The 23,377-nt window shown below is 61.3% G+C and carries 22 protein-coding genes; 6 read left to right on the top strand and 16 right to left on the bottom strand.

The features are described 5' to 3' along the window. Window positions 1–73 precede the first annotated feature (73 nt). The 3 genes from CFE428DRAFT_RS32975 to CFE428DRAFT_RS04865 all read right to left on the bottom strand — a co-directional run bounded on the left by CFE428DRAFT_RS32975 (window position 74) and on the right by CFE428DRAFT_RS04865 (window position 4,293). The gene (locus CFE428DRAFT_RS32975) at window positions 74–808 is read right to left on the bottom strand and encodes a prepilin-type N-terminal cleavage/methylation domain-containing protein (RefSeq protein WP_006978334.1); all 735 of its coding nucleotides are present in this window, start codon (window positions 806–808) and stop codon (window positions 74–76) included. Between the two features lie 72 nt (window positions 809–880). Further along, the gene (gene glgB / locus CFE428DRAFT_RS04870; protein WP_006978333.1) at window positions 881–3,145 is read right to left on the bottom strand and encodes a 1,4-alpha-glucan branching protein GlgB; all 2,265 of its coding nucleotides are present in this window, start codon (window positions 3,143–3,145) and stop codon (window positions 881–883) included. Beyond that, complete coding sequence (locus CFE428DRAFT_RS04865) at window positions 3,142–4,293, bottom strand: glycosyltransferase family 4 protein (protein ID WP_006978332.1); 1,152 nt, start codon at window positions 4,291–4,293, stop codon at window positions 3,142–3,144. The genes glgB and CFE428DRAFT_RS04865 overlap by 4 nt, the downstream gene beginning before the upstream one ends. Before the next feature lie 39 nt (window positions 4,294–4,332). Between CFE428DRAFT_RS04865 and CFE428DRAFT_RS04860 the strand changes: the two genes are divergently transcribed. Next, window positions 4,333–4,572: a hypothetical protein gene (locus CFE428DRAFT_RS04860; RefSeq protein ID WP_006978331.1), complete on the top strand. Its 240-nt coding sequence runs from the start codon at window positions 4,333–4,335 to the stop codon at window positions 4,570–4,572. On the opposite strand, the gene CFE428DRAFT_RS04855 is transcribed toward CFE428DRAFT_RS04860, so the two are convergent. Both CFE428DRAFT_RS04855 and CFE428DRAFT_RS04850 read right to left on the bottom strand, forming a co-directional pair. Beyond that, on the bottom strand, window positions 4,569–5,243 hold the full coding sequence (locus CFE428DRAFT_RS04855) for a YoaK family protein (RefSeq protein ID WP_006978330.1): 675 nt from the start codon (window positions 5,241–5,243) through the stop codon (window positions 4,569–4,571). The genes CFE428DRAFT_RS04860 and CFE428DRAFT_RS04855 overlap by 4 nt on opposite strands. Before the next feature lie 15 nt (window positions 5,244–5,258). Next, window positions 5,259–6,920 carry a tetratricopeptide repeat protein gene (locus CFE428DRAFT_RS04850; protein ID WP_162145233.1) on the bottom strand — a complete coding sequence of 554 codons (1,662 nt, stop codon included), beginning with the start codon at window positions 6,918–6,920 and terminating at the stop codon, window positions 5,259–5,261. Window positions 6,921–6,954: 34 nt separating this feature from the next. Here CFE428DRAFT_RS04850 and CFE428DRAFT_RS40280 point away from each other — a divergent pair, with 34 nt between their 5' ends. Further along, complete coding sequence (locus CFE428DRAFT_RS40280) at window positions 6,955–7,089, top strand: hypothetical protein (protein WP_006978328.1); 135 nt, start codon at window positions 6,955–6,957, stop codon at window positions 7,087–7,089. A gap of 11 nt (window positions 7,090–7,100) precedes the next feature. On the opposite strand, the gene CFE428DRAFT_RS04845 is transcribed toward CFE428DRAFT_RS40280, so the two are convergent. Together CFE428DRAFT_RS04845 and trmD are read right to left on the bottom strand one after the other, a co-directional pair. Then, on the bottom strand, window positions 7,101–7,466 hold the full coding sequence (locus tag CFE428DRAFT_RS04845) for a hypothetical protein (RefSeq protein WP_006978327.1): 366 nt from the start codon (window positions 7,464–7,466) through the stop codon (window positions 7,101–7,103). A gap of 17 nt (window positions 7,467–7,483) precedes the next feature. Next, window positions 7,484–8,272, bottom strand: a complete 789-nt coding sequence (gene trmD / locus CFE428DRAFT_RS04840) for a tRNA (guanosine(37)-N1)-methyltransferase TrmD (protein WP_006978326.1) — start codon at window positions 8,270–8,272, stop codon at window positions 7,484–7,486. Between the two features lie 231 nt (window positions 8,273–8,503). Between trmD and CFE428DRAFT_RS04835 the strand changes: the two genes are divergently transcribed. Both CFE428DRAFT_RS04835 and CFE428DRAFT_RS04830 read left to right on the top strand, forming a co-directional pair. Beyond that, the gene (locus CFE428DRAFT_RS04835; protein ID WP_131989111.1) at window positions 8,504–9,070 is read left to right on the top strand and encodes an MGMT family protein; all 567 of its coding nucleotides are present in this window, start codon (window positions 8,504–8,506) and stop codon (window positions 9,068–9,070) included. An 83-nt stretch (window positions 9,071–9,153) separates the two neighbouring features. Beyond that, window positions 9,154–11,331, top strand: a complete 2,178-nt coding sequence (locus CFE428DRAFT_RS04830) for a transglycosylase domain-containing protein (RefSeq protein ID WP_006978324.1) — start codon at window positions 9,154–9,156, stop codon at window positions 11,329–11,331. A 284-nt stretch (window positions 11,332–11,615) separates the two neighbouring features. Here the strand turns inward: CFE428DRAFT_RS04830 and CFE428DRAFT_RS39525 are convergent, their stop codons facing one another. The 7 genes from CFE428DRAFT_RS39525 to recQ all read right to left on the bottom strand — a co-directional run bounded on the left by CFE428DRAFT_RS39525 (window position 11,616) and on the right by recQ (window position 19,901). Further along, window positions 11,616–12,566 carry a carbohydrate binding domain-containing protein gene (locus CFE428DRAFT_RS39525; RefSeq protein ID WP_272941096.1) on the bottom strand — a complete coding sequence of 317 codons (951 nt, stop codon included), beginning with the start codon at window positions 12,564–12,566 and terminating at the stop codon, window positions 11,616–11,618. Between the two features lie 637 nt (window positions 12,567–13,203). Further along, window positions 13,204–14,916 carry a glycosyl hydrolase family 28-related protein gene (locus CFE428DRAFT_RS39520; protein WP_006978322.1) on the bottom strand — a complete coding sequence of 571 codons (1,713 nt, stop codon included), beginning with the start codon at window positions 14,914–14,916 and terminating at the stop codon, window positions 13,204–13,206. Between the two features lie 200 nt (window positions 14,917–15,116). Beyond that, window positions 15,117–15,428, bottom strand: a complete 312-nt coding sequence (locus CFE428DRAFT_RS04815; RefSeq protein WP_006978321.1) for a hypothetical protein — start codon at window positions 15,426–15,428, stop codon at window positions 15,117–15,119. Window positions 15,429–15,480: 52 nt separating this feature from the next. Further along, window positions 15,481–15,987: a GNAT family N-acetyltransferase gene (locus CFE428DRAFT_RS04810; RefSeq protein WP_006978320.1), complete on the bottom strand. Its 507-nt coding sequence runs from the start codon at window positions 15,985–15,987 to the stop codon at window positions 15,481–15,483. 12 nt (window positions 15,988–15,999) lie between these two features. Next, entirely contained in the window at window positions 16,000–17,589 is a 1,590-nt protein-coding gene (locus CFE428DRAFT_RS04805) for a hypothetical protein (protein ID WP_157447418.1), read from the bottom strand. A 125-nt stretch (window positions 17,590–17,714) separates the two neighbouring features. After that, on the bottom strand, window positions 17,715–17,912 hold the full coding sequence (locus CFE428DRAFT_RS04800; RefSeq protein ID WP_006978318.1) for a hypothetical protein: 198 nt from the start codon (window positions 17,910–17,912) through the stop codon (window positions 17,715–17,717). Between the two features lie 156 nt (window positions 17,913–18,068). Continuing rightward, window positions 18,069–19,901 (bottom strand): DNA helicase RecQ, encoded by a 1,833-nt coding sequence (gene recQ / locus CFE428DRAFT_RS04795; protein ID WP_006978317.1) that lies wholly within the window; start codon window positions 19,899–19,901, stop codon window positions 18,069–18,071. Between the two features lie 216 nt (window positions 19,902–20,117). Between recQ and CFE428DRAFT_RS04790 the strand changes: the two genes are divergently transcribed. Continuing rightward, window positions 20,118–20,636, top strand: coding sequence for a hypothetical protein (locus tag CFE428DRAFT_RS04790; protein ID WP_131989107.1), 519 nt, complete (start codon window positions 20,118–20,120; stop codon window positions 20,634–20,636). A gap of 142 nt (window positions 20,637–20,778) precedes the next feature. Here the strand turns inward: CFE428DRAFT_RS04790 and CFE428DRAFT_RS04785 are convergent, their stop codons facing one another. Then, window positions 20,779–20,982, bottom strand: a complete 204-nt coding sequence (locus CFE428DRAFT_RS04785; protein WP_006978315.1) for a hypothetical protein — start codon at window positions 20,980–20,982, stop codon at window positions 20,779–20,781. On the opposite strand from CFE428DRAFT_RS04785, the gene CFE428DRAFT_RS04780 reads away from it, so the two are divergent. Beyond that, complete coding sequence (locus CFE428DRAFT_RS04780; protein WP_162145232.1) at window positions 20,975–21,325, top strand: hypothetical protein; 351 nt, start codon at window positions 20,975–20,977, stop codon at window positions 21,323–21,325. The two genes, CFE428DRAFT_RS04785 and CFE428DRAFT_RS04780, sit on opposite strands and share 8 nt — an antisense overlap. A gap of 87 nt (window positions 21,326–21,412) precedes the next feature. Here CFE428DRAFT_RS04780 and aspS read toward each other — a convergent pair whose 3' ends face one another. Then, window positions 21,413–23,197 (bottom strand): aspartate--tRNA ligase, encoded by a 1,785-nt coding sequence (gene aspS / locus CFE428DRAFT_RS04775; protein ID WP_042724379.1) that lies wholly within the window; start codon window positions 23,195–23,197, stop codon window positions 21,413–21,415. Window positions 23,198–23,377 lie beyond the last annotated feature (180 nt).

Below are 23,377 nucleotides of genomic sequence, written 5' to 3'. Positions count from 1 at the left end.
CGAGGGCATTCACTTATCCGCAAAAAAAAGGCCGGTTCCAGTGTAAACCGGAACCGGCGCTTTGTTTGGAGTTTTAACTCAGGACTATTGCGTGCTGATTGGGGCCACGAACTTGGAGTCCTTGATCAACCCAGCCATTCTGGTCATCGACGGTCAACGCGTTCTTCGTCGGATCGTCGTCGCGTTTGATGGTGTGGTTTTTGGTGTAGAGGGTTTCGACGGTGCCGCTGATGTCGACACGGATGAGGACGGCCTTTTTGCCCTTCCAGACACCACCGGCGTTGTTTTCGTTGGTGTCGTAGACCCCGGCCGGAGCGCCGTCCGCGATGAGAGGCCAGCGGGCATTGGAGGTATCGTTCAGGCCAGCCACGTAGCCCCAGCCGTTTTCGCCCGTGTCGAGGGCAACGCCGCCCTGGCCGGCGCCAGTCTGCGCGCCGATCTTGTTGTCCGGAGGAGTCTTGGCGCAGTAGCCGGCTGCCTTCGGGTTCCAGAAGATGGTTTCGTCCGTGATGTAGTCGGGAAGCAGCGTCTTGAGCACGCTGTTGGAGTCGTTGATTCCGTCCGTGGTCGACGGGGTGGGCGGGTTGACCGACATGTCCGTCCAGCGAGGATAATTGCCGGAGTAGTCCATGGCGAACAGCTTGCAAGCCGTGCCGACCTGCTTGGCGTTGGAGAGTGCCTTGGTCTGCGCGCCGCGGACCTGGACTTCGCCGAATACTGGCAGGGCGATGCCCGCCAGAATGGCGATAATCGAAATCACGACAAGCAGCTCAATGAGCGTGAATGCGTTTGTCTTGGAGGTTTTCATGAGGAGGTGGTGGTAAGTAGATAAATACTTTTCTAGAAGATACAAAGCCCTCTCTAAAGGGCAAATAAAAAGTTACGGATTTGTTTCAAGCTGTTGTTCCGCCACAGCTTCAATCGCCTTTTCCACAGAGGGAAGATGTCGTTTGAGCCCGACCACAGCCAGTGGCGGGAGCCGGAGCAGGAGCGAGTGCGATTTACCCTGCCACGGGGTGGGTTCGGCGTTTTGTCCTCCGAAATTTCCGACGTTGCTGCCTCCGTAGGTTTGCGCATCCGTGTTGATCAGCTCCTCCCACCAGCCGTCACCATTCACCCCCACCCGGTAAGCCTCGCGGACGACCGGCGTGGCGTTGATAATAAAGGCGATGCTTCCGCCATTCCTGGACTTCCGGAGAAAGGCGACGACCGAGTTGTCGCTATCGTGGAAATCGATCCACTCGAAGCCGTCGAAGCTGTCGTCCTGATCGTAAAGCGCCGGCTCGTTGGAGTAGACCCAGTTGAGGTGCTGCACGAGGCGCCGCAGGCCGTCGTGTTCCGGATGCTGCGTGAGATGCCAGTCGAGCGACTGGTCGTGATTCCACTCACGGCTCTGGCCGAACTCGCCGCCCATGAAAAGCAGTTTCTTCCCGGGATGTGCGTACATCCACGCATAAAACATGCGCAGATTGGCGAACTTCTGCCACCGGTCTCCGGGCATCTTTTCCAGCATCGAACCCTTGCCATGCACCACCTCGTCGTGGCTGAGCACGAGGACGAAGTGTTCGTGGAAGGCATAGAGCAGGGAGAAGGTGATATCGCCTTGGTGATAGCGGCGGTAGACCGGCTCCTTCGCCATGTAGACGAGGAAGTCGTGCATCCAGCCCATGTTCCACTTCAGCCCGAAGCCGAGCCCGCCGAGATACGTGGGACGCGACACGCCGGGCCACGCGGTGCTTTCCTCGGCGATGGTTACGATACCGGGGAACCGCTCGTAGCACACTTCGTTAAAGCGCTTGAGGAAATAGATTGCCTCGAGATTTTCGCGGCCGCCGAAGCAGTTCGGCACCCACTCGCCGGCTTTGCGCGAGTAGTCGAGGTAAAGCATCGAGGCCACGGCATCCACGCGCAGGCCGTCGATGTGATACTCGTCGAGCCAGAAGAGCGCGTTGGCGATGAGGAAGTTGCGCACCTCATTGCGGCCGTAGTTGAAGATGAGCGTGCCCCAATCCATGTGCTCGCCAAGACGCGGATCCGCATGCTCGTAGAGATGCGTGCCGTCGAATTGCGCAAGACCGTGCTGATCCTTCGGGAAATGGCCGGGCACCCAGTCGAGGATCACCCCGATGCCGAGCTGGTGGCAGCGGTCGACGAAAAAGCGGAACTCGTCCGGATTGCCGAAGCGCGAAGTCGGCGCGTAATACCCCGTGACCTGATAGCCCCACGAGCCATCGAAGGGGTGCTCCGCGATGGGCAGCAGTTCGATGTGCGTGTAGCCCATGTCGGCCACGTAAGGCAGGAGGGTCTCGGTGAGCTCGCGATAGCTCAGGTAACGGTTGCCATCCTCCACCACGCGCTGCCACGAGCCGAGATGCACTTCATAAATGCTCATCGCGCTGCGATGCCACACCTTGCTCTTCCGGTTCTCCATCCATTCCGCGTCGTCCCATTTGTAACGCTTGAGATCGAAGACCAGCGATGCCGTCGAAGTGCTGTGCTGACCGTAGAAAGCAAAGGGATCGCTCTTCAGCACGATGGCGCCGTGCGATTGCTTCACCTCAAATTTGTAGTGCGCGCCTTCCGCGACTCCCGGGAGGAAGATTTCCCACACGCCGCAGCCGAGCAGCTTGCGCATCAGGTTGCGGCGGCCATCCCACCCGTTGAATTCGCCGACCACGCTCACGCGCTGGGCGTTGGGCGCCCACACATGGAAGCTGGTCCCTCGCACACCGCCGAATTCCGTGAGATGCGCGCCCAGCTTTTCGTAAAGCTGCCAGTGGGTGCCCTCGGCGAAGAGATGCAAGTCCAGCGGCCCGAGCATCACGCCGAAGGAATAAGGATCGTATTCGGACCACGTCTGCCCCTCGTGACCGGTGAAATCGAGCTGGTAGAAAATGCGCTCGGAGACGCCCTCCAGCGTCGCCTCGAAAAACCCGTCCGAGTGGATCTGCAGCGCGGGATAGGTCGCGCCGGTCGATTCATTGCGCACCGTGACCGCCCGGGCATCGGGCCGGAAAACGCGGACAACGAGCTGATCGCCGACCTGATGCTCACCGAGCACCGAAAAGGGATCGCCGTGATAAGCGCCGACGATTGCGGCGACTGTGCCTTCATCCAATGTGGGGAGCTGAGCCGTGATTTTCATGCAGAGACGAAAGTTTCGAATTCGGAGAGAAGCGGGGCGAGATAGTTGGTGTAGACCGCCGGCCAGGCGTAGTGACGGCGAATCTGGTGCCGCGCCTGCCAGGCTTCAGTGGTGCCGAGCCTGGCGGCGATGGTCAGGGCGATTTGCGTCGGCTCCGCATCCAGCGGGAAAAAGGTCACCCCTTGCGTGAGCAGGCTGGTGAGCGGCTCGATGGCCGAGCAAAAGACGGGCAACCGGTGCAACGCCGCCTCCAGCACCGGCAGACCGAAGCCTTCCTGGCGGCTGGGGAAAAAGAGGGCATCGGCGAGCACGAAGAGGCTGGCCAGGTCCGGCTCGGGAATCGGGACATCGGCCTGCAGAAACAGCGCGTCATCCTGCAAGCCGAGCTCGTCGCGCAGTTCGATGAGATGCTCCGCGTAAGTCTGCGAGGCAGCATTCTGCGCATCTGGCGCCCCGGTGATGAGATAGGCGCACGAACGTCCCGCCGACTTCAGCGCCGCCGTCACGCGCAGGCCGAGTTCCACGTTCTTGCGCTTGAGCAACCGCGTGGGGTGGAGCAACACGATCTCGCGTCCCGGCAGATTGTAGGCGAGGGCAAGTTCGGTGATCGATTCTGTGAGGCCCAGTAGCCGCGTCGGATCGACGCCATTGGGAATCACCGTACACCGTCCGCCAGTGAGCTCGGTAAACTGCCGCCTCCGCAGCTCCGACACCGCGATGTAGCGGTAGCGGTCGTGCGCGCGGGTCAGAGAATTCCACGGCCACTCTTCGATCGTCGGCAGTTCGTAGTCCGGATTGCACGCCACGAGGTCATGCACCCAAGCCACGAAGCGCACGCTCGTCAGGCGCTTGGCGATATTCCACAGCGCTTCGGTGAGCGTGATGTGAAAAGGCATCGTGGCGACATTATGGATCATTACTACGTCCATATTCGCGAGAAGCGGTTCGAGTGCGCGGGCGAGTTCGCCGGCATCGGCCGCATCGGGCAATAATTCCACCGGAATGCGCGGGTCATTGCTCGCGCCCTGGTCGCAAATCACGGTCACCTTGTGGCCATGCTCGGTGAAGAGCCGGGCATGTTCCGCCATCACAATTTCCACGCCACCCAAGACCGGCAGGTAGGTGTAATGGATTAGCGCGATCTTCACTCCCCCACCGTCTGGCGCAAGGGATGCTCTGCTACAAGAATGAAATACGTTGTCCTCCTGATTATCGTGGTGGGCGTCTACTTTTTTCTGGTCCACAAAGCCCCCGTAGCCCCGGTGGTCAAGGAGATCACCCAACAAGACGCCGCCCCCCTGACTTCCGGCCCCAACAACCCGCCGGCCGCCGCATCGCCCGGCACGAATGTGCTCAAGCGCCCGATCGACCGCACCAAGGAGGTGCTGAACCAGGTGAAGCAGCGCAATGGGAAAGGGGAGTTTTAGGCCGCAACCTTCTGGCGATGCCGCAGGCGGTAAATGGCATACGTGATAGAAGTGAGCGCCGTGCACGCTGCCGGGATAAAAAGGGCTGAGTAGCCGAGGTGAGGAAACACGGCCGCGCTGGCGATACCACCCGAAAAAAATCCGGAGATAACCAGGAAGCAAAGTCGCATCCTTTTCACATCCACGGGCAGGCCCCGTAAGGAGTGGCCGACAAAGATGCCCAGATCGGTAAACATTCCTGAAAGGTGGGTGGTGCGAACCACCGTCCCACTGTAGGTGCTCACCATGGCGTTTTGCAGGCCACAGGCACACGAGGCGCAATAGAGGCCAAAGGCGCTGCTGTGGTTGAGCAGCGGGACGGCCAAACAAAGCAGGAGAGACCCCAGAAGGAGAGCAATACCGTAACGACGCCCAAGCTGAAGTGCGCTGTCTTGAATGAGGAAACCGCTCAGCACCGCGCCCGCGAAAAAGGACCCGAGAATGCCGCCAAAATGAAGGATCGCCGCGCCGTCGAGTGCGGCCACGGCAGCCGCGAGCATGGAAGTGGTGCCGGTGAGATGGGTGATCGCCTGATGTCCGAAACCCAATAGCCCAACGACGTTGATAAAACCCGCAATGAATGCGAGTGCCCAAGCGCCTGCCCAAACCCAGGAAGGCAGTTTAGAAATCATCGGAATAACACATTGTCACCTTCGCAAAGCTGCCTGGACATCTTGCACAACAGTTTCCCAATCCCCCGGGCGGGGTTGCCGAAAGAGCCGCATGCTCGGATACCAGGGCGTGTCCGTATGAGCGATGCCCCAGCGGAAATCGGGCACGAAGGATACCATCACCCAAGCCGGTCGGCCCAGCGCGCCGGCTAGATGCGCCACCGAGGTATCCACGGTGATGATGAGATCCAACTCGGCGAGCAGGGCAGCGCTGTCGGCGAAATCGGCAATGTGCTCGCGCACGTCGAGGACTCCGGCTTCGGCGATCGGAGCGGGTAGCGGACCGGGCGGCTGAAATTGCAGGTTCACGAACGTGATGTCCGGGATCGTGAGGATCGGGCGCAGCATCTCGGGCTTCATCGAGCGGCGACGGTCATCCCTCTGCGCGGGATTGCCGGCCCAGGCGATGCCCACGCGCTTCTTGCCCGACGGACCAAGTCGCGAGCGCCACGCAGCGCGCTTCTCCTCGTCCGCCTTCAAGTAAGGCTCGGCCGTCGTCAACGGCTCGAAACGGCGCAACACTAGCGGGAAGTCGAAAAACGAGACGTGCAGGTCGTGCGGAGGCGATGTCTCCTTCGAGTCTTCGCGCGGGATGAATTCGATTTGCGGACCACCGAGTTGGCGGAGCAGGGGAATCAATGCCGCCTGGCATTCTACGATTAACCGCGCCGCACGCGATTGCTCCAGCACCAGCGGCAGGTAGCGCACGAATTGCAGCGTGTCGCCAAATCCCTGGTCGCAATAGGTGAGGATCGTTTTGCCTTCCGCCGGCGTGCCGTCCCAGGTCGGGGCCGCGAGGTCGCGGCGCCGGCTCGCATGCGTGCCCGAGCGCCAGTGCCATTCGTACTCCCGCCAGCCTTCCTCGTAACGGCCGTGCAGGAGGAGCAGCAGCCCAAGGTTCAGGTGTGCATCGACGAAATTGGGGTTCAGGGCGATGGCCCGCCGATAGCATGTCTCTGCCTCGGCAAAATGCCCCATCCGCCAATACGCGACGCCCATATTGAGATGCCCCTCGGCGAAATTCGGATCGAGCGCGAGCACGCGTTGCGCACAGACCAGGCCTTCCTCCGGGCGGTCGAGCTTGGTCAGCATGTCGCCGAGATTGCTCTGCGCCTGGATCAGCCGCGGCTCCAGATCCACGGCACGCTGATAACATGCCGCGGCATCTTCGAGCTGGCCGAGGTGAAGATAGACGTTGCCCAGGTTGTTGTGCGCCCCGGCATCGGTCGGCTGCGCGGCAATCGCCGACCGATAGCTGGCGATCGCCTCCTCGCTCTGGCCAGCGGCCAGCAAGGCGTCGCCGAGGTTGCGGTGGGTATGCCCGGCACCGGGATGCAGACGCAGGGCATTCCGAAAGCTGGTGATGGCTTCCTCGAGATCTCCACGCATGCGATAGGCCACTCCCAAATCCGAATGCAACGCGGCATTGCCGGGTTGCAACGCGACAGCCTGTCGAATCAAATCCACCGCTTCAGCCGGGCGTCCCAACTGCAACACAACGAGCCCAAGCTGGTGCCACGCGGAAGTGTGATTCGGTTGCACCGCGACGATCTGGCGAAGCAGCGCCTCCGCGTCCGGCAATCGGCCAGCCTGGCGATGCCCGAGGGCGAGCTGGAATGCGAGTTCAGGGGTAAGCATGGCCATCAAACGTGGGCCAACACCGTCGCCTCAAATGAAATTCTGGCACAAGGCAATTCCGGTCTTCCCGGCGAAAGATCCGGCTATCGCTCCCACCTTGATCAAAATCTTCCGCGCCGCTTTTCCGGAAGATCGTGAACTGGTGAAAGTAGTCCTGACCCATTGCTAGACGAGTGTGCGCTACGGAGAAGAGGTGTCCCGAAGCTGCGACCAAGATGGCGCGGCAATCTGTTGGGCTTGAGAAACGATGGAGGACAGGGTTTGCGCTTTCACCCAAGCATCGATCCTTTGCGTGAAGTTTTCGATTTCCTCGACTGTGAGGTCGGGATACTCTGCCACCGTGGCGGTGGTGGCGAGAGTCGGGTAAAGGTTGTTTGGATGGTGATGGCAGAGCGCAAGGAGTTGGACCGGCAGCCCAGCGTACTCTGGAATGATAAAGTCGAAATTGAGGCGGATATATTCCAAGCACCGCACCGCCAAATCGTAGTCGGGATGTAGGGTGACAACGGACGAAACTTCAATAGGTGTGCAAGCTCCAGATTGCATCGGGGTTGGCTCGCCGCTTACACAGGTCGAGAAGAGGAGGGCTCTGATTTTTCCTCCAACAAATCCGGCCGGACGCGTCGCGTTTTATCGAGTGCTTGTTCGCGGCGCCATTTGGCGATGGCGCCGTGATTGCCGCTCAGCAAAATGTCCGGCACGCGCCAGCCGCGAAACTCTACCGGGCGCGTGTATTGCGGGCCCTCGATGAGCCCGCTGGCGAAGCTATCATCCGGCGCGCTGTTTTCATCGCCGAGCACGCCGGGGAGCAAGCGCACCACGGCATCGGTGATGACGGCGGCGGCGATGGCGCCATTCGTCAGCACATAGTCGCCGATGGAAATCTCCTCATCCACGAGATGGTCGATCACGCGTTGGTCGATCCCCTCGTAATGTCCGCAGAGCAGGATGAGATGCGAGCCGGGTTGGGCGAGGCGGGTGGCTGCTTTTTGGTCGAAGGGTTTTCCTCCCGGGGTGAGGTAAATGACGAATGACGGATGACGAACGTCGAAGGATTCTGCTGCGGCATCGGCGGCGGGTTCGTCGTTCGTTCCCGCTTTGCGGGACCATTCGCCATTCCATTTCTGTTTCAGCTCTTCCACCGCGGCAAAGATCGGCTCGCACTTCATCACCATGCCCTGGCTGCCGCCGTAGGGCGCGTCGTCGGTGGTGCGATGTTTGTCGCGCGCCCACTCGCGGATGTTGTGCACCTGGATCGTCACCAGACCGCGCTGCTGTGCCTTGCCGATCATGCTTTCGCCCAAGGGAATGCCGGCGATGGTGGGAAAGAGAGTCAGAATGTCGATGCGCATGAACGGAGTGAGGAAAGCTATTAATGCAGTTTGGGAGGACTGGCGACCTTGTCGTGCTGAAAAGTAAATGACGAATGTCGAATGCCGAAGGATTCCTCGGTCGCTCTGCGACTGGTTCGGCATTCGTTATTCCCCTCAGGCCGGTTGGCGATTTTTTGTCATCTCCAAAGGCAAACGGATATGTTATGTCAGTGAAATTCAACCGCCCATCAAAGCACCATGAAAGCAAAGATGAGGACCGATTCTCCGTCGCCCGCCAAACCGCTCCGCGGAAAAAAGACGTGGCGGGAAAAACTGCATGATGCCAAGGGTCTGCCCAAGGTGGGGCCGGTGTGCCGGAACATGGCGGGCGTGAAGATCGGGGAAACGATGGTCATCCCAGCGCGGATCGAGGTGGACGCGCTGATGCGTCGAGTGCCCCGAGGCAAGCTCACGACCATTGACGCACTGCGCACGTCCCTGGCGACGAAGCACCGGGCGAGTGTGGCGTGTCCGATCACGACGGGCATTTTCGCCTGGATCGCCGCGCATGCTGCCGATGAAGCGTCCGCGGCCGGTGAGACGGAAATCACGCCCTATTGGCGGACCCTCAAGACCAAGGGCGAGATCAATCCAAAATATCCGGGTGGATTGCCCGCGCTGACGGCCAGGCTCGAAGCCGAGGGGCATGTGATTTTCCAAAAAGGGAAGCGCATGTATGTGCGCGATTTTGAGCGCGTGTTGACTCGCTTCGCGCCAGCAAAAGCCTCGCGGATGTCTCCCGCGCGCCGCAAGAAATCATCTCGCGACGCCGACTGATCGTCTCGGCGGGACCCTTGCTGTCTTCATCGCGGGGCGGACCGCGGACTTGTCGTCACGCGGCAAAGCTGAAAAGTTCGCGCGTGGCGAAGACCCCAAAGAAAAAGAAAAAGCTCGGCGCGAAGACCGTGCGGACGCGCTCGCGCTGGAAAGTGTGGCTGGCGTTGAGTGCGTTGGTGGCGGTCCTGTTGGTGTGCCTGGTCTATGGCTTTTGGGCGTCGTCGTTCGATTTGAAGCAGGTGCAGGAGATGGCCGAGCGCTCGACGGTTTACGACATGGATGGGCGGATGTATTCCCGCCTGCAGGGCGAAAACCGGGTGACGGTGAAGCTCTCGCAGGTCTCGCCGTGGTTCATCAAGGCGCTGATCGCCCGCGAGGACTCGCGCTTTTACGATCACCATGGCGTCGATCCTTTCGGCATCGCGCGCGCCATCTTTCGCAATCTCACCCACGGCTCCGCGAAGGAAGGCGCGAGCACGCTTACGCAACAACTCGCCCGCAACAGCTATCCCGAGGGTTTGGGCTCTCGCAAAAGCATTCACCGCAAGCTGCTCGAAGCCTTCGTCGCGGCGCGCATCGAGCAAAACTATTCGAAGGAGCAGATTCTCGAATTTTACGTCAACCGCATCTACTTCGGCTCGACCGTTTACGGCATCGAGACGGCGAGCCAGACGTATTTCGGCAAACACGCTTCCGACCTGACCCTCAGCGAGGCGGCCATGATTGCCGGCCTGATCCGCGCGCCGTCGTATTTCTCGCCATTGAAAAATCTGAAGGGCGCCATCCGCGAACGGAATACCGTGCTCGATCGGATGGTGAAACTTGGCAAGATCGACGAAGCGGAGGCGGACAAAGCGAAAGCGGCCCCCGTGATGCTGGCGAAAAAGCGCCCGACCTCGGCGACGGATAACTATGCCATGGACATGGTTCGGCGGGAACTCGACGATTTGCTCTCCGACGAACAGCGGCAGGATGGGGGGCTGAAGATTTACACCACGATCGATCCCGCGTTGCAAAAGACCGCCGCGTCGGCGGTGGATGTCGAACTGACCAAGGTCGAAGCGCGCTCGACTTACAAACATCCGAAGAAGTCGGAATTCCCCGCCGAGGCCAAGGCCGAGAAACAGAAGACGCCGTATTTGCAAGGCGCACTGGTGGTTATCGACAACCGCACCGGCGGTATCCGCGCGATCGTCGGCGGGCGTGACTATTCGGAGAGCGAGTTCAATCGCGCCATCGGCGACAAGGCCACGCGGCAGATTGGTTCGACGTTCAAGCCCTTCGTCTACGCCGCGGCCTTCGACAAAGGAATGCTGCCTGGCAGCGCGATCGATGATGGCCCGATCGCCCACGGCGAAGTGCGGCAGGCGGCGAATTGGGCGCCGGAAAATTCCGACGGCACTTACAAGGGTATCATGCATGCCGAGGAAGGGCTCATCCAGTCGCGCAATACGATGAGCGTGCGGGTGGGGGAGCGCGCGGGGATGAACGAGATTGCGAAAGTGGCTGCGGCGGTCGGCATCGAAAACATGCCGCATCTGCCTTCCGTTTATCTCGGCGCCTTCGAAGCCACCGTCGCCGATCTCACCGCGGCCTACACTGTCTTTCCGAACAACGGAGTGCGCCGGCAGAGTTATCTCATCGAGCGGATCGACGACGCCGCAGGGGAACCGATCTATCGCGCCGCGCACATCCAGAGCCGCGCGCTCGACCCGGGCGTGAGTTGGATGATCACCAGCACGCTGGGCAAGGTGGTCGAACGTGGCACCGCTTCTGCAACCAAATCGCTCGGCTTCACCAAGCCCGCGGCGGGCAAGACCGGCACGACCAATGATTTCAAGGACGCATGGTTTGTCGGCTATACCACTTCGCTGACCTGCGGTGTGTGGGTTGGTCTCGATAAGCCCGAGACCATTATCCAGAAAGGTTACGGCTCCGCGCTGGCGCTGCCCATTTGGGTGGATGTCATGAAAGCCGCTTCGTCGCAGCGCTACCCGGCGACTAACTTCCTGCCACCCGTCCCATTGCGTCGCGTCACCGTTTGCTCGGTCTCGAATGAGCTGGCCACCAGCGGCTGCGAGCACGCCGGTACGGCCTATGCCATCGATCTCCCAGAAACGCGCATCCCGCGCGACGGTTGCACCGTCCATCGCGGCAGCATCCTCGCCCAAGGGGCCAACCCCGGCGAGGAGACCAATCAAAAGCGTTCCGTCCCGCAAAGCATCTTCCGCTCGTTTCGAAAGTTTTTCGGCGGGGAGTGAGGTTGGCTGAGGGGAAAGTTACAAATCGCGCAGGACGACGCTTCCGCGGCAGCGTTTTGGAGTGCGGCGCTGCTGTCTACCCACAAATCGGTTGGCCGCGACGAAGGAGAGACCTGGGAGCGGCGACTTCCCAGTCGCTGACCGAAACCAACGCGCGGAGCGCCACTTTTTGGGGCGTCGCTCCGCGACGCAGGGTCTTTTCTAGAAAGTCGCCCCTCCCAGTGGGTGCCGCTGCCACCTCTGTTCTGATTCGCATTTCCTCTCAACTCTCAACTTATCCGCCCTCACCACACGGCCTTGAAGGAAAAGTCGTCGAAGTCCGCGGTGACGACGGAGGCGCTGTAACTGTGGATCCAAATATAAGCGGAAACCGCTCCCGCCGGCGCGACCTTCTGAAAGCTGAAAGGCGTCCATGAAGTGGCGGAGTTGGGGATGGTGATGACGTAACGGTCGGAGAGGTCGTTGCCATTGGCGTCCTTGAAAACGAGATAGACCCCCGCGCCGCTGCTGCCGGAGATGATCCGGGAGAAGAAATCGACCTCGTAGTTATAGCCTTCCGCGACAGGGAAAAGGGGCGATTTCAAACTCGAGCCCGCAGTGGTCGTGGTGTCGGTCACGCGAATGCCCAGCGATCCCGAATGGGCGGCGAGACTGGTGGCCACGGTCATGGCGCCGTCGCCCGTGCTATCCCAGCCGCTCAAACCGGACTCAAAACCGCTGGACGCAAACGGGTAAACCGGATTGCGCTGCCAGTCGAAGATGGAGGGCGTCACCGGCGCCGGACGCGACGGTAGCTCCAGGAAGGTGAAGTTATCGAAATCGGCGGTGACGACCGCCGCGCTATACGAATGGATCTGCACGCGGACCGTCACGGCGTTGCTCGGCGCGGTGGCCCGCACGAGATTTTCCGTCCAGGCACTGTTGGCCGCAAGGTCGACCAGGGTCGGCGGTTGAATGATCGCGCCGGTCGAATCGAAGAACTGGAGATACACGCCAACGCCGCTACCGGAGACGATGCGCGACCAGAAACGCGCCTGGTAGGTGGTGCCCGGCGTAGCGGGAAATTTCTTGGTGCTGCACGCGGAACCGGCGCTGGTGCTGGTGTCGGTGATGCGCGCGCCATAGGTCCCGGATTCCGCGGCCGCGGTCGTGACCGCGCTCATCCCGTTATCGCCGGTGAGGTCCCAGGCTTCGAGTCCGTATTCAAAACCTGCGTTGGGAATTTCCCTGGTCATTTCGCCGAAGGAAAAGTCATCGAAATCCACCGTTTGGACCGCCGTGCTGTAGGTGTGGACGAGGATCTGTGCCGTCACCGCACCCGTCGGGGCCATGTCGATGTTTTGCACGAGCTGCCAGCCGGCGTTGGTCCCGATGGTCGTCGGCGCGCTGCTGCGAATGAGATGCCCGGTGCTATCGTAGAAATTGATGTAGAGGCCGGTGCCGTTGCCGCCGGAGATGACACGGCAGAAAGCGCGCGCGGCATACACATGATCGGCCACGACGCTAAACGACGGCGACAACAGATTCGAGCCGAGCGAAGTGCTGGCGTCGGTCACGCGGACTCCATTCGTCCCGCTGTGTGCCGCGGCGGTGGTCACGACCGTCATCCCGTTGTCATTGGCCGTGCTCCAGCCCGTGAGGCCGGATTCGAAGCCGGGATTGCTGAACGACGAAGCGGCAAGTGTGTCGGTCACGGTGTTACCGCTGGTCACCGAGGGCGCCGAACTGCCCACGGCCAGCGCCGCGAGGGGCAACGATCCGCTGAAGTGATTGTTCACGATTTCCGTGCCCGTGATATCCGCCGTGCTGAGATTGATGCCGCCGGTGGGATTACGCAGGAGGAACGCATTATCCTCGATGATGTGGTCGCTGCTATTTGTCATCGCCAGCACGCCGGCGCCGGTATCGGAAACGATGCGATTGTGAAGGAAGAGCCATTGCTGGTTCGAACCACCGAGCCACGCGCCATCCAGCGGGCTCGTCACCGTCGCAGTTGTAAACGACGTCGCGCGGTCCATTTGGCCCGTGCAACGTATCGCCGGGCGCGGAGGAATACATGCCGTAGCCGTAGCCGCCATTGCCCCGGTCGGAGAGGATCGTGCAATTTTCGAAGAGGTTTTCATTCGCCCAGCCGGCGTGCCATTGAGCATCGCTATCGCTGAAGGTGCTGTTGCGAAACACATTTCCCGATGCGGACCACTGCACGAGCGGGGCGTGCCGCAGCTCATAAGTCGTCATGTTATCCGCCAGGGAATCGTAGGCCCGGTCCCAACTGCAATAGGCGGTGCCGGCTTCGCCTTTGTACCAGGCGTCGTTGCAAATCGAGTCGCGCATCTCACAGTTTTTCGCCGGTGAGAAATAGATCGGCATGCGGCCCGGTTTCTTGATCTGGACGTTCTTCGCCCAGCATTGATAGGCCCACGAAAAGACCAGTCCGCTCGTCCACACGTTGTAGGGTTGCTGCAGGGTGAGGCTTTCGACGCCGCAACCCGAGATCGGCAGGATGCGCTTGATGTAGGCGTTCGTAACGTCCGAGCCATCGGCGATCGGATAGTCGATGCGCAAAGGCTGCGTGAAAGTGACCGAGGTCGCGGTGACCGATGCCACGATGTACTGGCATACCCGGAAAAGATCGGCGGTCACGCAGGCATTTCCCGTTTCGGCATTCCACGTCGGCGTGCTCGGCGCCTGGATCTGCACAAGATCACCGGGATTGATGCCATGTCCCGAGGGCACCTGCACGGTCGTTTGCCCGCGGGTGGCGCTGGCGGTGAGCAGGATGTTCGAGGTGTTGAATCCGGAGCCGCAGAAATTGATCGCGCCGAGGAGGCTGGGCTGCGGGATGGCGTTGGGGTCGGTGCTGTTGTTGAGCGTGTAGGTCGCGGTTTTCGTCAGCGTCGCGCCACTGTCGTAATCGGCTTCGGCCACCACATCATGGGCGCCCGTGCCGACGAGAGCACGGATGGCCGAGCCGGTCGTGCCGATGGAAAAGGCGTCACCCCAGGTCCCTGTGGCCTTCGCCAATTGGGTGACGAGATGGAGCGTGCCGCTCGAATCCCTGGCCGAGATGGCGATGCGGTTGAGCCCGTTGGGATCCGCCTGCGCCTGGATGAAAGTGTTATTATAGAGCGTCGTAACTCCCGCCGGGTTTTGATAAAAGACGACGTTGTTGACCGGCGCCTGGAATTGGAAGAGCAGCGTGGTGCTGGTCTGACCGGCCCCACGGATGACGACGTTGCTTTGCCGGATGCAGATCGGGCGCGAGAGATAGTAAGTACCCGCGGGGATGCTCACCACGCCGCCACCGGCAGCCGAGGCGGTCGCTGCCGCCGACTCGAGCGCGGCGGCGATGTCCGTGTTGGGCGCATTGGTAATCGTGGCGCGGACGACGAGATTCGTCGGGATCCCACCGGGAATGCCGGCATAACGCCAATCGGGATAAATAATGCCGTCCGGGCCGGGAAGATCGGCGGCGGTCAGTTGCTGACCCGGGCTGGGGGCGGTGCTGGCAAGCAACGCGGCGAAGGCGAGGGCAGTGATTGCGTCAATGCGCGACGAGACAAGAGCACGGACAAGAGTTCTCATGGCTGGAGGGGGCTTGGGGGATGAGCCGCCGAGTATGCTCAGCCCCGCCTGCGCGCCGTCAATGTTCAGCTAACTTAATTAAATAAGTCAGCGGATATTCCCGTGTAATTACGTCGTGTTAATTAGTTAAAAAGGCGTAAGTCACGATCGCGAGAATGATCCGGATGATTCATTGCGGAAATTCCGGAATGGCGAAGACTTCATAAGTCCAGGGGGACAGGGGGATGACTTTCCTTGATGATTTTTAGCAGATCGGCATTGACTTGCTCCGAACTGACGTGGCCCTCGATGCGCAGGCATCCATTGAAGCGAGTATAGGGCATCAATCGCACCTGCTCGAATCGCGCATCGGCGCGAATCGCGGGCTCAATCAGCGCGATATGCCGCTCGGCTTTGTCCATGTTCCAGCCCTGCCTTTTCGAATCGATCACGGCGGAGGTGATCAAGGTCAGCGAAGCCACGATGACAATTGCGGAGACGACGATAGCGATGAGTCGTGAAGAAATTTTCACCTGGGGACGGAGTGACTTTCTTACGAAGCAGTTTTCGGGCGGGATGAAGGGTCTATTGCAGCATCAACTGCATGATATGCACGTCCAGTCGGCGGCCGAACTTGAGGCCCACTTCCTTGAGCGTGCCCACGTGTACGAAGCCCGCGCTCTCGTTGAGGTGAACGCTTTCGTGGCTGCCTTCGGCGATGCGGGCGATCAGCGTATGATATCCGAGTTGGCGCGCCTCGGCGATGATCGCTTCTTTGAGCCGGCGGCCGATCCCGCGCCCGCGATGAGTGGAATGCACATAAAACGAAGTCTCGGCGGTCGCATCGTAAGCCCGGCGCTCGGACCAACTGGTCAGTGATGCCCAGCCCACGACATGGCCATCGACCACGGCGACCAGAACGGGATGCCGCTCATCATGCGCCTGCAACCACTGCGCACGGTCTTCGACGCTCTTGGTCTCCGTATCAAAGGTCGCGGTCGTGGTGAGAATCGCTTCGTTGTAAATCCCGGCGATCGCGGCCGCATCATTGATTTCCGCCCGGCGGACGATCGCAGGCTGGTGGGATGGCATCACCCGAGAATCTCAGCGGCTTGGCGCATTGGGCAAGCCAGGAACGCCTGGCGCCGTTTTCGAGATATCCGGCTTGGGCCAGTCGGTGCCGTCATGGAGGTGCATGGTAATGATCGGCGAATCGCCAAAGCTCAGGCCGGTCAGAATGGGCGTGATGGAAGAATCGTTGCGCGGGACACGCTGGCCGTGATCGAGCAGATCGCGGTGTTTCTGGATGAACTCACGCCAGGCATCGCGCATTTGAAACCGTTGTGCGCGATCGGCGCTGCCGTTGCCCGTGCCGCCACTGGTTTCGGGAGGAAGATCGATGGTCCCCTGGCAAAGCTGGTAGAGCGCGTCGAACAGGCTGTCTTCGTCGGCGAGGCGGTCGGCCCAAGCCTCCCAAAGCACGGTGCCACCTCCCAGTTGGACCGCCGCTTTCGTCGCCGGGTCGCGCACGCCGGGGATAATCGCGGGCTCATGAACGGATGCCACGACATTGGCGAGCGAACGAACAAAACTCTGGTGACCGGATGCGCCGGCCGCCTGGCAGGCGGCGACGACGACGCCCAAGTCAGGGTCTTTCAAAGCGGCGGTGACGGAACCCTCCCAATCGGCGGGGAATGGGTGCGGAATCGCTTGCAGAGCGTTCACTTTCATCACCGGGGAATCGTCCCGAAGATACCGGGCGACGATCTGCTTCCAATCTTCACCTTCCGGCTTGGGGACTTGCGGGTCGGCTAGTTGACGCAAGAAGACGAGAGCACCGGCTTTTCCCTCCAGCGGTAGGTTGCTGGTGAGTTCGCGTGGCTTGATGATCCAGCCGCGTTGGCGCAAGCCATCGATGGCATCCAGCAGCGCGGGCAATGGATCAGGCAGATTATTGACGGGGCCATGCACGTCGGTCCGTGGTTCGAAGGGGGCGGCCAGGGCGCGATTTGTCGCTGCCATCAGAGCGGGCATTTGGGCCACGCCGCCGCGGTTGGCGACGATGGCGGCGGCAGCGGAGACCGCGCTGGTGAACGAAAGATGAAAGTAATCCGTGGGAGGAGGATCTTGCACTTTGAGGGAGCCGTGGGCTTGCGGGGCGTTGCGCAGGATCTTCTCCGCCAGGGCGAGCAGCGGCGCGTCCAGTTTCTCCGGCCAGCTCTGGCGCACGATTTCCGGTTGGCCGAGAGCGAGCATGGCGAGATGCAGCGACCGACCATCCTTCGTCACGGGCAGACGACGCAGAAGGGCCGCCATTGCGGCTCGCTCGGTCTGAGCATCGGGAGAATCGGCCAGTTGGAGCAGGATTTCGGTGGCTTCGACTCCCGGAATGCTGGCGATGCCGAAACAAGCATCCGGATGCCCCGCTTCCACTTCCTTGCGCAGCGGAGCGAGATATTGCGGGTCTCGCAGACGCTCGAGAACACGGCCGTTCTGGGAAGCTTTTTCCCAAGTGTCCGGCTTGGCGCTGAGCTGATGAGCGCGGGCGGCGGCGTCTTCCGCGGTGGGCGGATGAAAGTCGATTTTGGCGGTGGCCACCGGGTAAGGGTCGCCGTTTTGCCAGCCCAGCTTGCTCCCGGCGGAGACGACGTAGGTGCCGGGCGTCAGGATGTCCACAAAGTCGGAGAGGACCACGTTTCGGGAGTCCGATTTTCCGGGTCCGATTACGGTCGGCACGGGAAAAAAGCTGACCGCTTTTCCCACTTCCGGAACGTGAGGCAAAGAAGTGCCCTTCCGCATCTTTGACCTCGACGTTTAGTTCATCCCAAAACGCGACCTCCAGAGAAGTCGACCCCGTTGTTTTGGACGACGAATTTTCCGACGACCTGGTCCCCGATGGCCGGGTGTTCCAGGAAGTGCAGACTGACGGCAGCATCCTTGGGGAAGGGGGCCCCGTGCAGGATGGCGATGGTGGATGAGAGAAGCCAAAGCGCGAAGAGGAGGGGAGCTGGTTTCATCGATGTTTCAAAGGAGTGAGGTATCAATGTTACCGCGCGAGGATTCGCGGTGTGCTTACATGACGGAGACCCTGGGGGCTTTGTTAGCAGATGCAGCGAGATGGGGAACGCGCAGGAGCGCGTCCCTCTGAGCGGCCTCTCCGCTGCACCGACTATCTACTCGAAGGTCTGCCGCGGGTTCTCGCGCAGGTATTTGATGATCGCGTCCATGAAGGGCGCCCCGAATTCGTCGAGCTTCCTTGAGCCAACACCGGTCAGATTGCTGAAGGCGTCTTCCGTGGTGGGATATTCGCGGGCCATCTCGCGGAGGGTGACGTCGCCGAAGATGACATACGCGGGGACGTTGCGACTGTCGGCGATTTCCTTGCGCAGGCGGCGCAATTGCTCGAAGAGACGTTCGTCGCAGGCGATTTCGCCGCGGCGGCTGCGGGCTTTCTTTTCGGCAATGGCGACGGGTTTGGTGAGCGTGATCTTTTGGCGGCTCTTGAGCGCGGCGAGTCCTTCGGCGGTGAGACCCACGGTGGCGAATTTCTCGGGGCTCTGCTCGAGCAGGCCGAGGCGGATGAGCTCGCGGCCGATAGATTGCCACGCGCCGCGCTTCATTTCCCGGCCGACGCCGTAAGCTGAAACCTGCTCGTGGCCCCATTTGCGCACGGCTTCGGTTTCGCCGCCGGTGAGGACTTCGATGACGTGATTGAGGCCGAAGTTGAAGCCGCTGCGCTGGCGGACGCGGTAGACGCAGGAGAGAAGCTTTTGCGCGGCGAGCGTGCCGTCGAAGGTCTCGCGTGGGGTGAGGCAATTGTCGCAGCCGCCGCAATTTTCGTCGGGCCACTCTTCGCCGAAATAGCCGAGCAGTTCCACGCGCCGGCAGGCGGAGCTCTCGGCGAAATGGACCATCTGCTGAAGTTGCGCGCGGGCGATGCGGCGCTCCTCGGGATCGGTCTTTTCCTCGATGAAAGAAGTTTGCTTGACCACATCCGCGGCAGAGAAGAGGAGCACGCATTCGCCGGGCAGACCGTCGCGTCCGGCGCGTCCGGTTTCCTGATAGTAGCCCTCGATGTTCTTCGGCAGATCGTAGTGCAGAACGAAGCGGACGTTGGGCTTATTGATGCCCATGCCGAAGGCGATGGTGGCGCAGATGACGCGCACTTCATCGCGCAGGAAGAGCTCCTGGTGCCGGCCGCGTTCCTCGGCGGTGAGGCCGGCGTGATACGGCTTGGCCGAGATGCGATCATCGGCGAGACGTTCGGCGACGCTTTCCGTGGCCTTGCGACTGGAGCAATAGATGATGCCGCTTTCGCCCGGACGGCTGCGCAGGAAGGCGAGCACTTGATCGTAGGGCTGCGCGCGTGGGACGACGCGGTAGGTGAGGTTCGGGCGATTGAAGCTGGCGGTGTAGCAGCGCGGGTCGCGCAGACGCAGGCGCTCGATGATGTCCGCGCGCACCCGCTCGGTAGCCGTGGCGGTGAGGGCCATCATGGGCACGTCGGGCAGGGTCTCGCGCAGGTCGGCGAGCTGGCGGTATTCCGGACGGAAATCGTGGCCCCATTCGCTGATGCAGTGGGCTTCGTCGATGGCGATCTGGGTGACGTTCCAGGCGCGCAAGTTATCGACGAAGCCGGGGAGCATGAGGCGCTCGGGAGCGGCGTAGAGAAGGCGGAATTCGCCCCGATGCAGGCCGCGGAAACGGGCGCGGGCCTCGTCGCCATCGAGGGTGGAGTTGAGGAAGGTTGCCGGGACGCCGGTGGCAGTGAGGGCGTCGACCTGGTCCTTCATGAGGGCGATGAGGGGCGAGACGACCACCGTGAGGCCATCCCGAAGCAGGGCGGGGAGCTGGAAGCAGAGGGACTTGCCGCCGCCGGTGGGCAGGAGGGCAAAGACATCGCGCCCGGCCAGCGCATCCGTGATGATTTCCTCCTGCAATGGGCGGAAGGAATCGTAGCCGAAGGTTTGCTTCAGCGTGGCGAGCAGGGAGCGGGACGAGATCAAGGCTGGTATATCACGGCAGCAGGGGCGCGCGCGCAAGTGTGAGGTGGAAAGGGATCGTTTGGATTACCCTTATTTTCGGTATAGCGAGGTCGATTTTCGGGTCTGTTCGCCCCCGGTTCTAAATAGTCCCCGTAAATCCGCGTAAGGGGTTTTTCCCGGGGCTGAATACACAGACGTCCAGCGGCCTGGCGAATGCGTAGTGCTTCTAAAAGAGGTATGAAAACTGTAGTTTCCATAATTTGTGCCGCAATGCTCTTCGGTGGTATTTCCTGCTTCGCCGGTGGCATCCGAATCGGAGATACGCCGGCGGCGCGCATCGCCAAGGATGCCAGCATCCCTGGCAAGGGGAAGCAGGGCGAGTGTCTGCCCTTCGCGATCGCTTTGCAGAAGAAGCTGCAGGCGGCGGGGGTTCCGGCGCAAGTGGTCGTTTACGGCTACGAAACGGGCGGCGTTCCTACGGTGGGGACGGATGGAGAGATTTCGGCCCAGCCGGTGGGCGGGGCGGCGGCGCGTGCCTCGCATGCCGCGGTGGTCTATGAAGACCGCGGACGCACTTACATGATGGACAATCAGTCATGGACGCCGCGCTGGATTCACAATGCCTCGCCGGTGCAGATGGCGCAGCAGTTCAGCGGGATCAATTACAGCGTGAAGATGGCGCGAGTCATGAATGGCGTGGACGGGCAGCCGAAACTGCCGATGGCGAGCGCTCCGCGGCAGATCGCGGCGAATTGATGCAGCGCGCGTCCGCACGCTCAACGGGACACGCTCCTGGGTGTCCACCTTCCAACGGGTCTCGGTTGGTCGGAAAAATCAGGGATCGCGCAGGAGCGCGTTCCTCCGTTGGATGCGCGGGCGCGCTACAGTCGACTCGTCGTTAAAATGCCTTATAATGCACGCTAAGCGTGCGAAAGCTCTGCGTGGTATTCACGGCGGCGAAGTAGACGAGCTCGATGGCCGTGTTGTTCTGGTTCCACTTGTAGCCGACGATCTTTTGTGTGACGTCGCTTTCCGGAGCCTGCTCGGTGCGGCGGGCGATGAGCTGGCCGTCCCCGTAGCGTTGTTCGAGGCGCTTGCGCACGTCGTTTCATCAAGCCGGTGTAGCGGGTGTCGTCCCAGCCATCTTGCTGATACTGCAGCTCGACTTCCACCAGTTCGCCCCGATGGAAGTAGAAGACGGTGCGTTTCAGGCCGGTCTGGAGCAGGCCTTCGACGTCCCACGCCTCTTTGCCATCGACGAAATGCTTATCAACGATGGTGGCTTTCGCGCCGATGAGCAGCTTCTCGAGCCGTTGGGAAGTCTCGCCCCAACGCAGGCCAAAGGGTGGGTTGATTTCCTCGGCGCGCAAGACACCGGCTCCCAAGAACAGGAGCATGGCGAAAAGGCGGACGAGAGGTTTCAACATTTGGCGCGGCGAAGATAACGTGGGATCGCGGACGAGCGAGTGACATTTTCGTCACCAGGCAGGCCCGCGAACGGATCGCTTAGAGCGCGTGGAGCGCCAGTCGGTTCAATTCTTTTTCGCCGTGCTCGAGATGTAGACTTCGCGCAGTTGCTTGAAGTCGACTTCGACGGGCGAATGGGTCATGAGATCGCAGCCGCGATTGTTCTTCGGGAAGGCGATGACCTCGCGAATGGACTCCGCGCCGACGGCGAGCATGACCAGGCGATCGAGACCGAGGGCGATGCCGCCGTGGGGCGGGGCGCCAAAGCTGAACGCCCGCAGGAGGTGGGCAAACTTGAGCTGCTGCTCCTCGGGGCCGACGCCGAGCACTTCGAACATTTTCGTCTGCAAATCCTTCTCGTGGATACGGATGGAACCGCCGCCGAGCTCGACGCCGTTGAGCACAACGTCGTAGGCGACCGCGCGGACCTTGGCGTATTCCCCGGCTTCGAGGGCGGGCATGTCCTCGGCCTTCGGGCGGGTGAAAGGATGGTGCACGGCGACCCAGTGGTTGTCCTCCGGCGAGAAGGCGAGCAGCGGGAAGTCGACGACCCAAAGGAAGTTGAGCTCATCCTTCTTCGCGGCGAGCAGGCCGAGGATATCGGCGCAACGCAGGCGCACGCGGCCGAGTACTTCGGCCACGGCTTCGAGCTTCATGTCGGCGCCGAAGAACAGGACGTCGCCGGCGGCGAAGCCCATGCGCTCGGCGAGCGCCTTTTTCTCGGCGTCGCTGAAGAATTTCACGATGGGCGATTCCCATTCGCCACCTTCGCTCCACTTGATGTAAGCAAGGCCCTTGGCGCCGAACTCGGTCTTGACCCATTCTTCCCACTTCTTGAGCTGCTCCTTGCTGAGCAGTGCGGCTGCGCCCTTGGCGTTGAGCGCCTTGATGACGCCGCCGCTATCGGCCACGGAGCGGAAGACTTTGAAGCCGGATTCCTTGAAGATGTCGGCGAGATCGACGAGTTCGAGGCCGAAGCGCAGGTCGGGCTTGTCGGAGCCGAAGCGATTCATGGCGTCGGCATAGGTCATGCGCGGGAAGGGCGTAGGGATATCGACCCCGCGGGCTTCCTTGAAGATGCGCTTCAGCATGCCTTCGATGAGCGTCTGGATCTCAACGTCGGTGATGAAAGAGGCTTCCACGTCGATCTGCGTGAATTCCGGCTGGCGATCGGCGCGCAAGTCTTCATCGCGGAAGCAGCGGGCGATCTGAAAATACTTCTCCAGGCCGGCGACCTGCAGGAGTTGCTTGTACTGCTGCGGGGCCTGCGGGAGGGCGTAGAAGGTGCCGGGGTTGAGGCGCGACGGCACGAGGAAGTCGCGCGCGCCCTCGGGCGTGGGGTTCGAAAGCACGGGCGTCTCGATTTCGAGGAATCCGGCGTCGTCGAGGTAATCGCGCGTGGCTTTCACGATGCGATGGCGCAGCTTGAGGTTGCGCTGCATGTGGTCGGTGCGCAGGTCGAGATAGCGGTATTCGAGGCGCAGGTCTTCGTTGACCTTCGGGTCATCGAGCGGGAAGGGCGGCACGTCGGCCTTGTTGAGGACCTTCAGGTCGGTCGCAATGATTTCGATGGCGCCGGTAGCCAGCTTGGCGTTTTCTGTGCCGGGCAAGCGGGCGGCTACTTTGCCGGTGATCTGGATGACGTCTTCGCTGCGCAATTTGTGCGCGTGGACGGTGGCGTCGGCGTTCTCTTCCGAGCGGAACACGATCTGCGTAACTCCTTCGCGGTCACGGAGATCGACGAAAATGACACCGCCCTGGTCGCGGTTGGTATTCACCCAGCCAGCGAGCGTGACGGATTGGCCGATGTCGGCGGGGCGAAGTTGATGACAGGAATGGGTGCGATACATGGCAGGGGCGCGGAATGTAGCCGGATTCGGGCAGAGGTGGAGCATTTTTTAAAGACAAACTGGAGAGGAAGAGAAGAGGTGGAAAAAGGATGAAGGCGGAAGGATGAAGGATGAAGTGGACTTGCGCTCCGCAGTTTTTAGGGTAAGACATTCGCCACGCGGCAGTTTGTCTCTGTAGAC

This window comes from Chthoniobacter flavus Ellin428 (genome assembly GCF_000173075.1).
Lineage (GTDB): Bacteria > Verrucomicrobiota > Verrucomicrobiia > Chthoniobacterales > Chthoniobacteraceae > Chthoniobacter > Chthoniobacter flavus.
The sequence above is the reverse complement of the archived record's forward strand: the minus strand, read 5'-3'. Positions and strand labels throughout refer to the sequence as shown.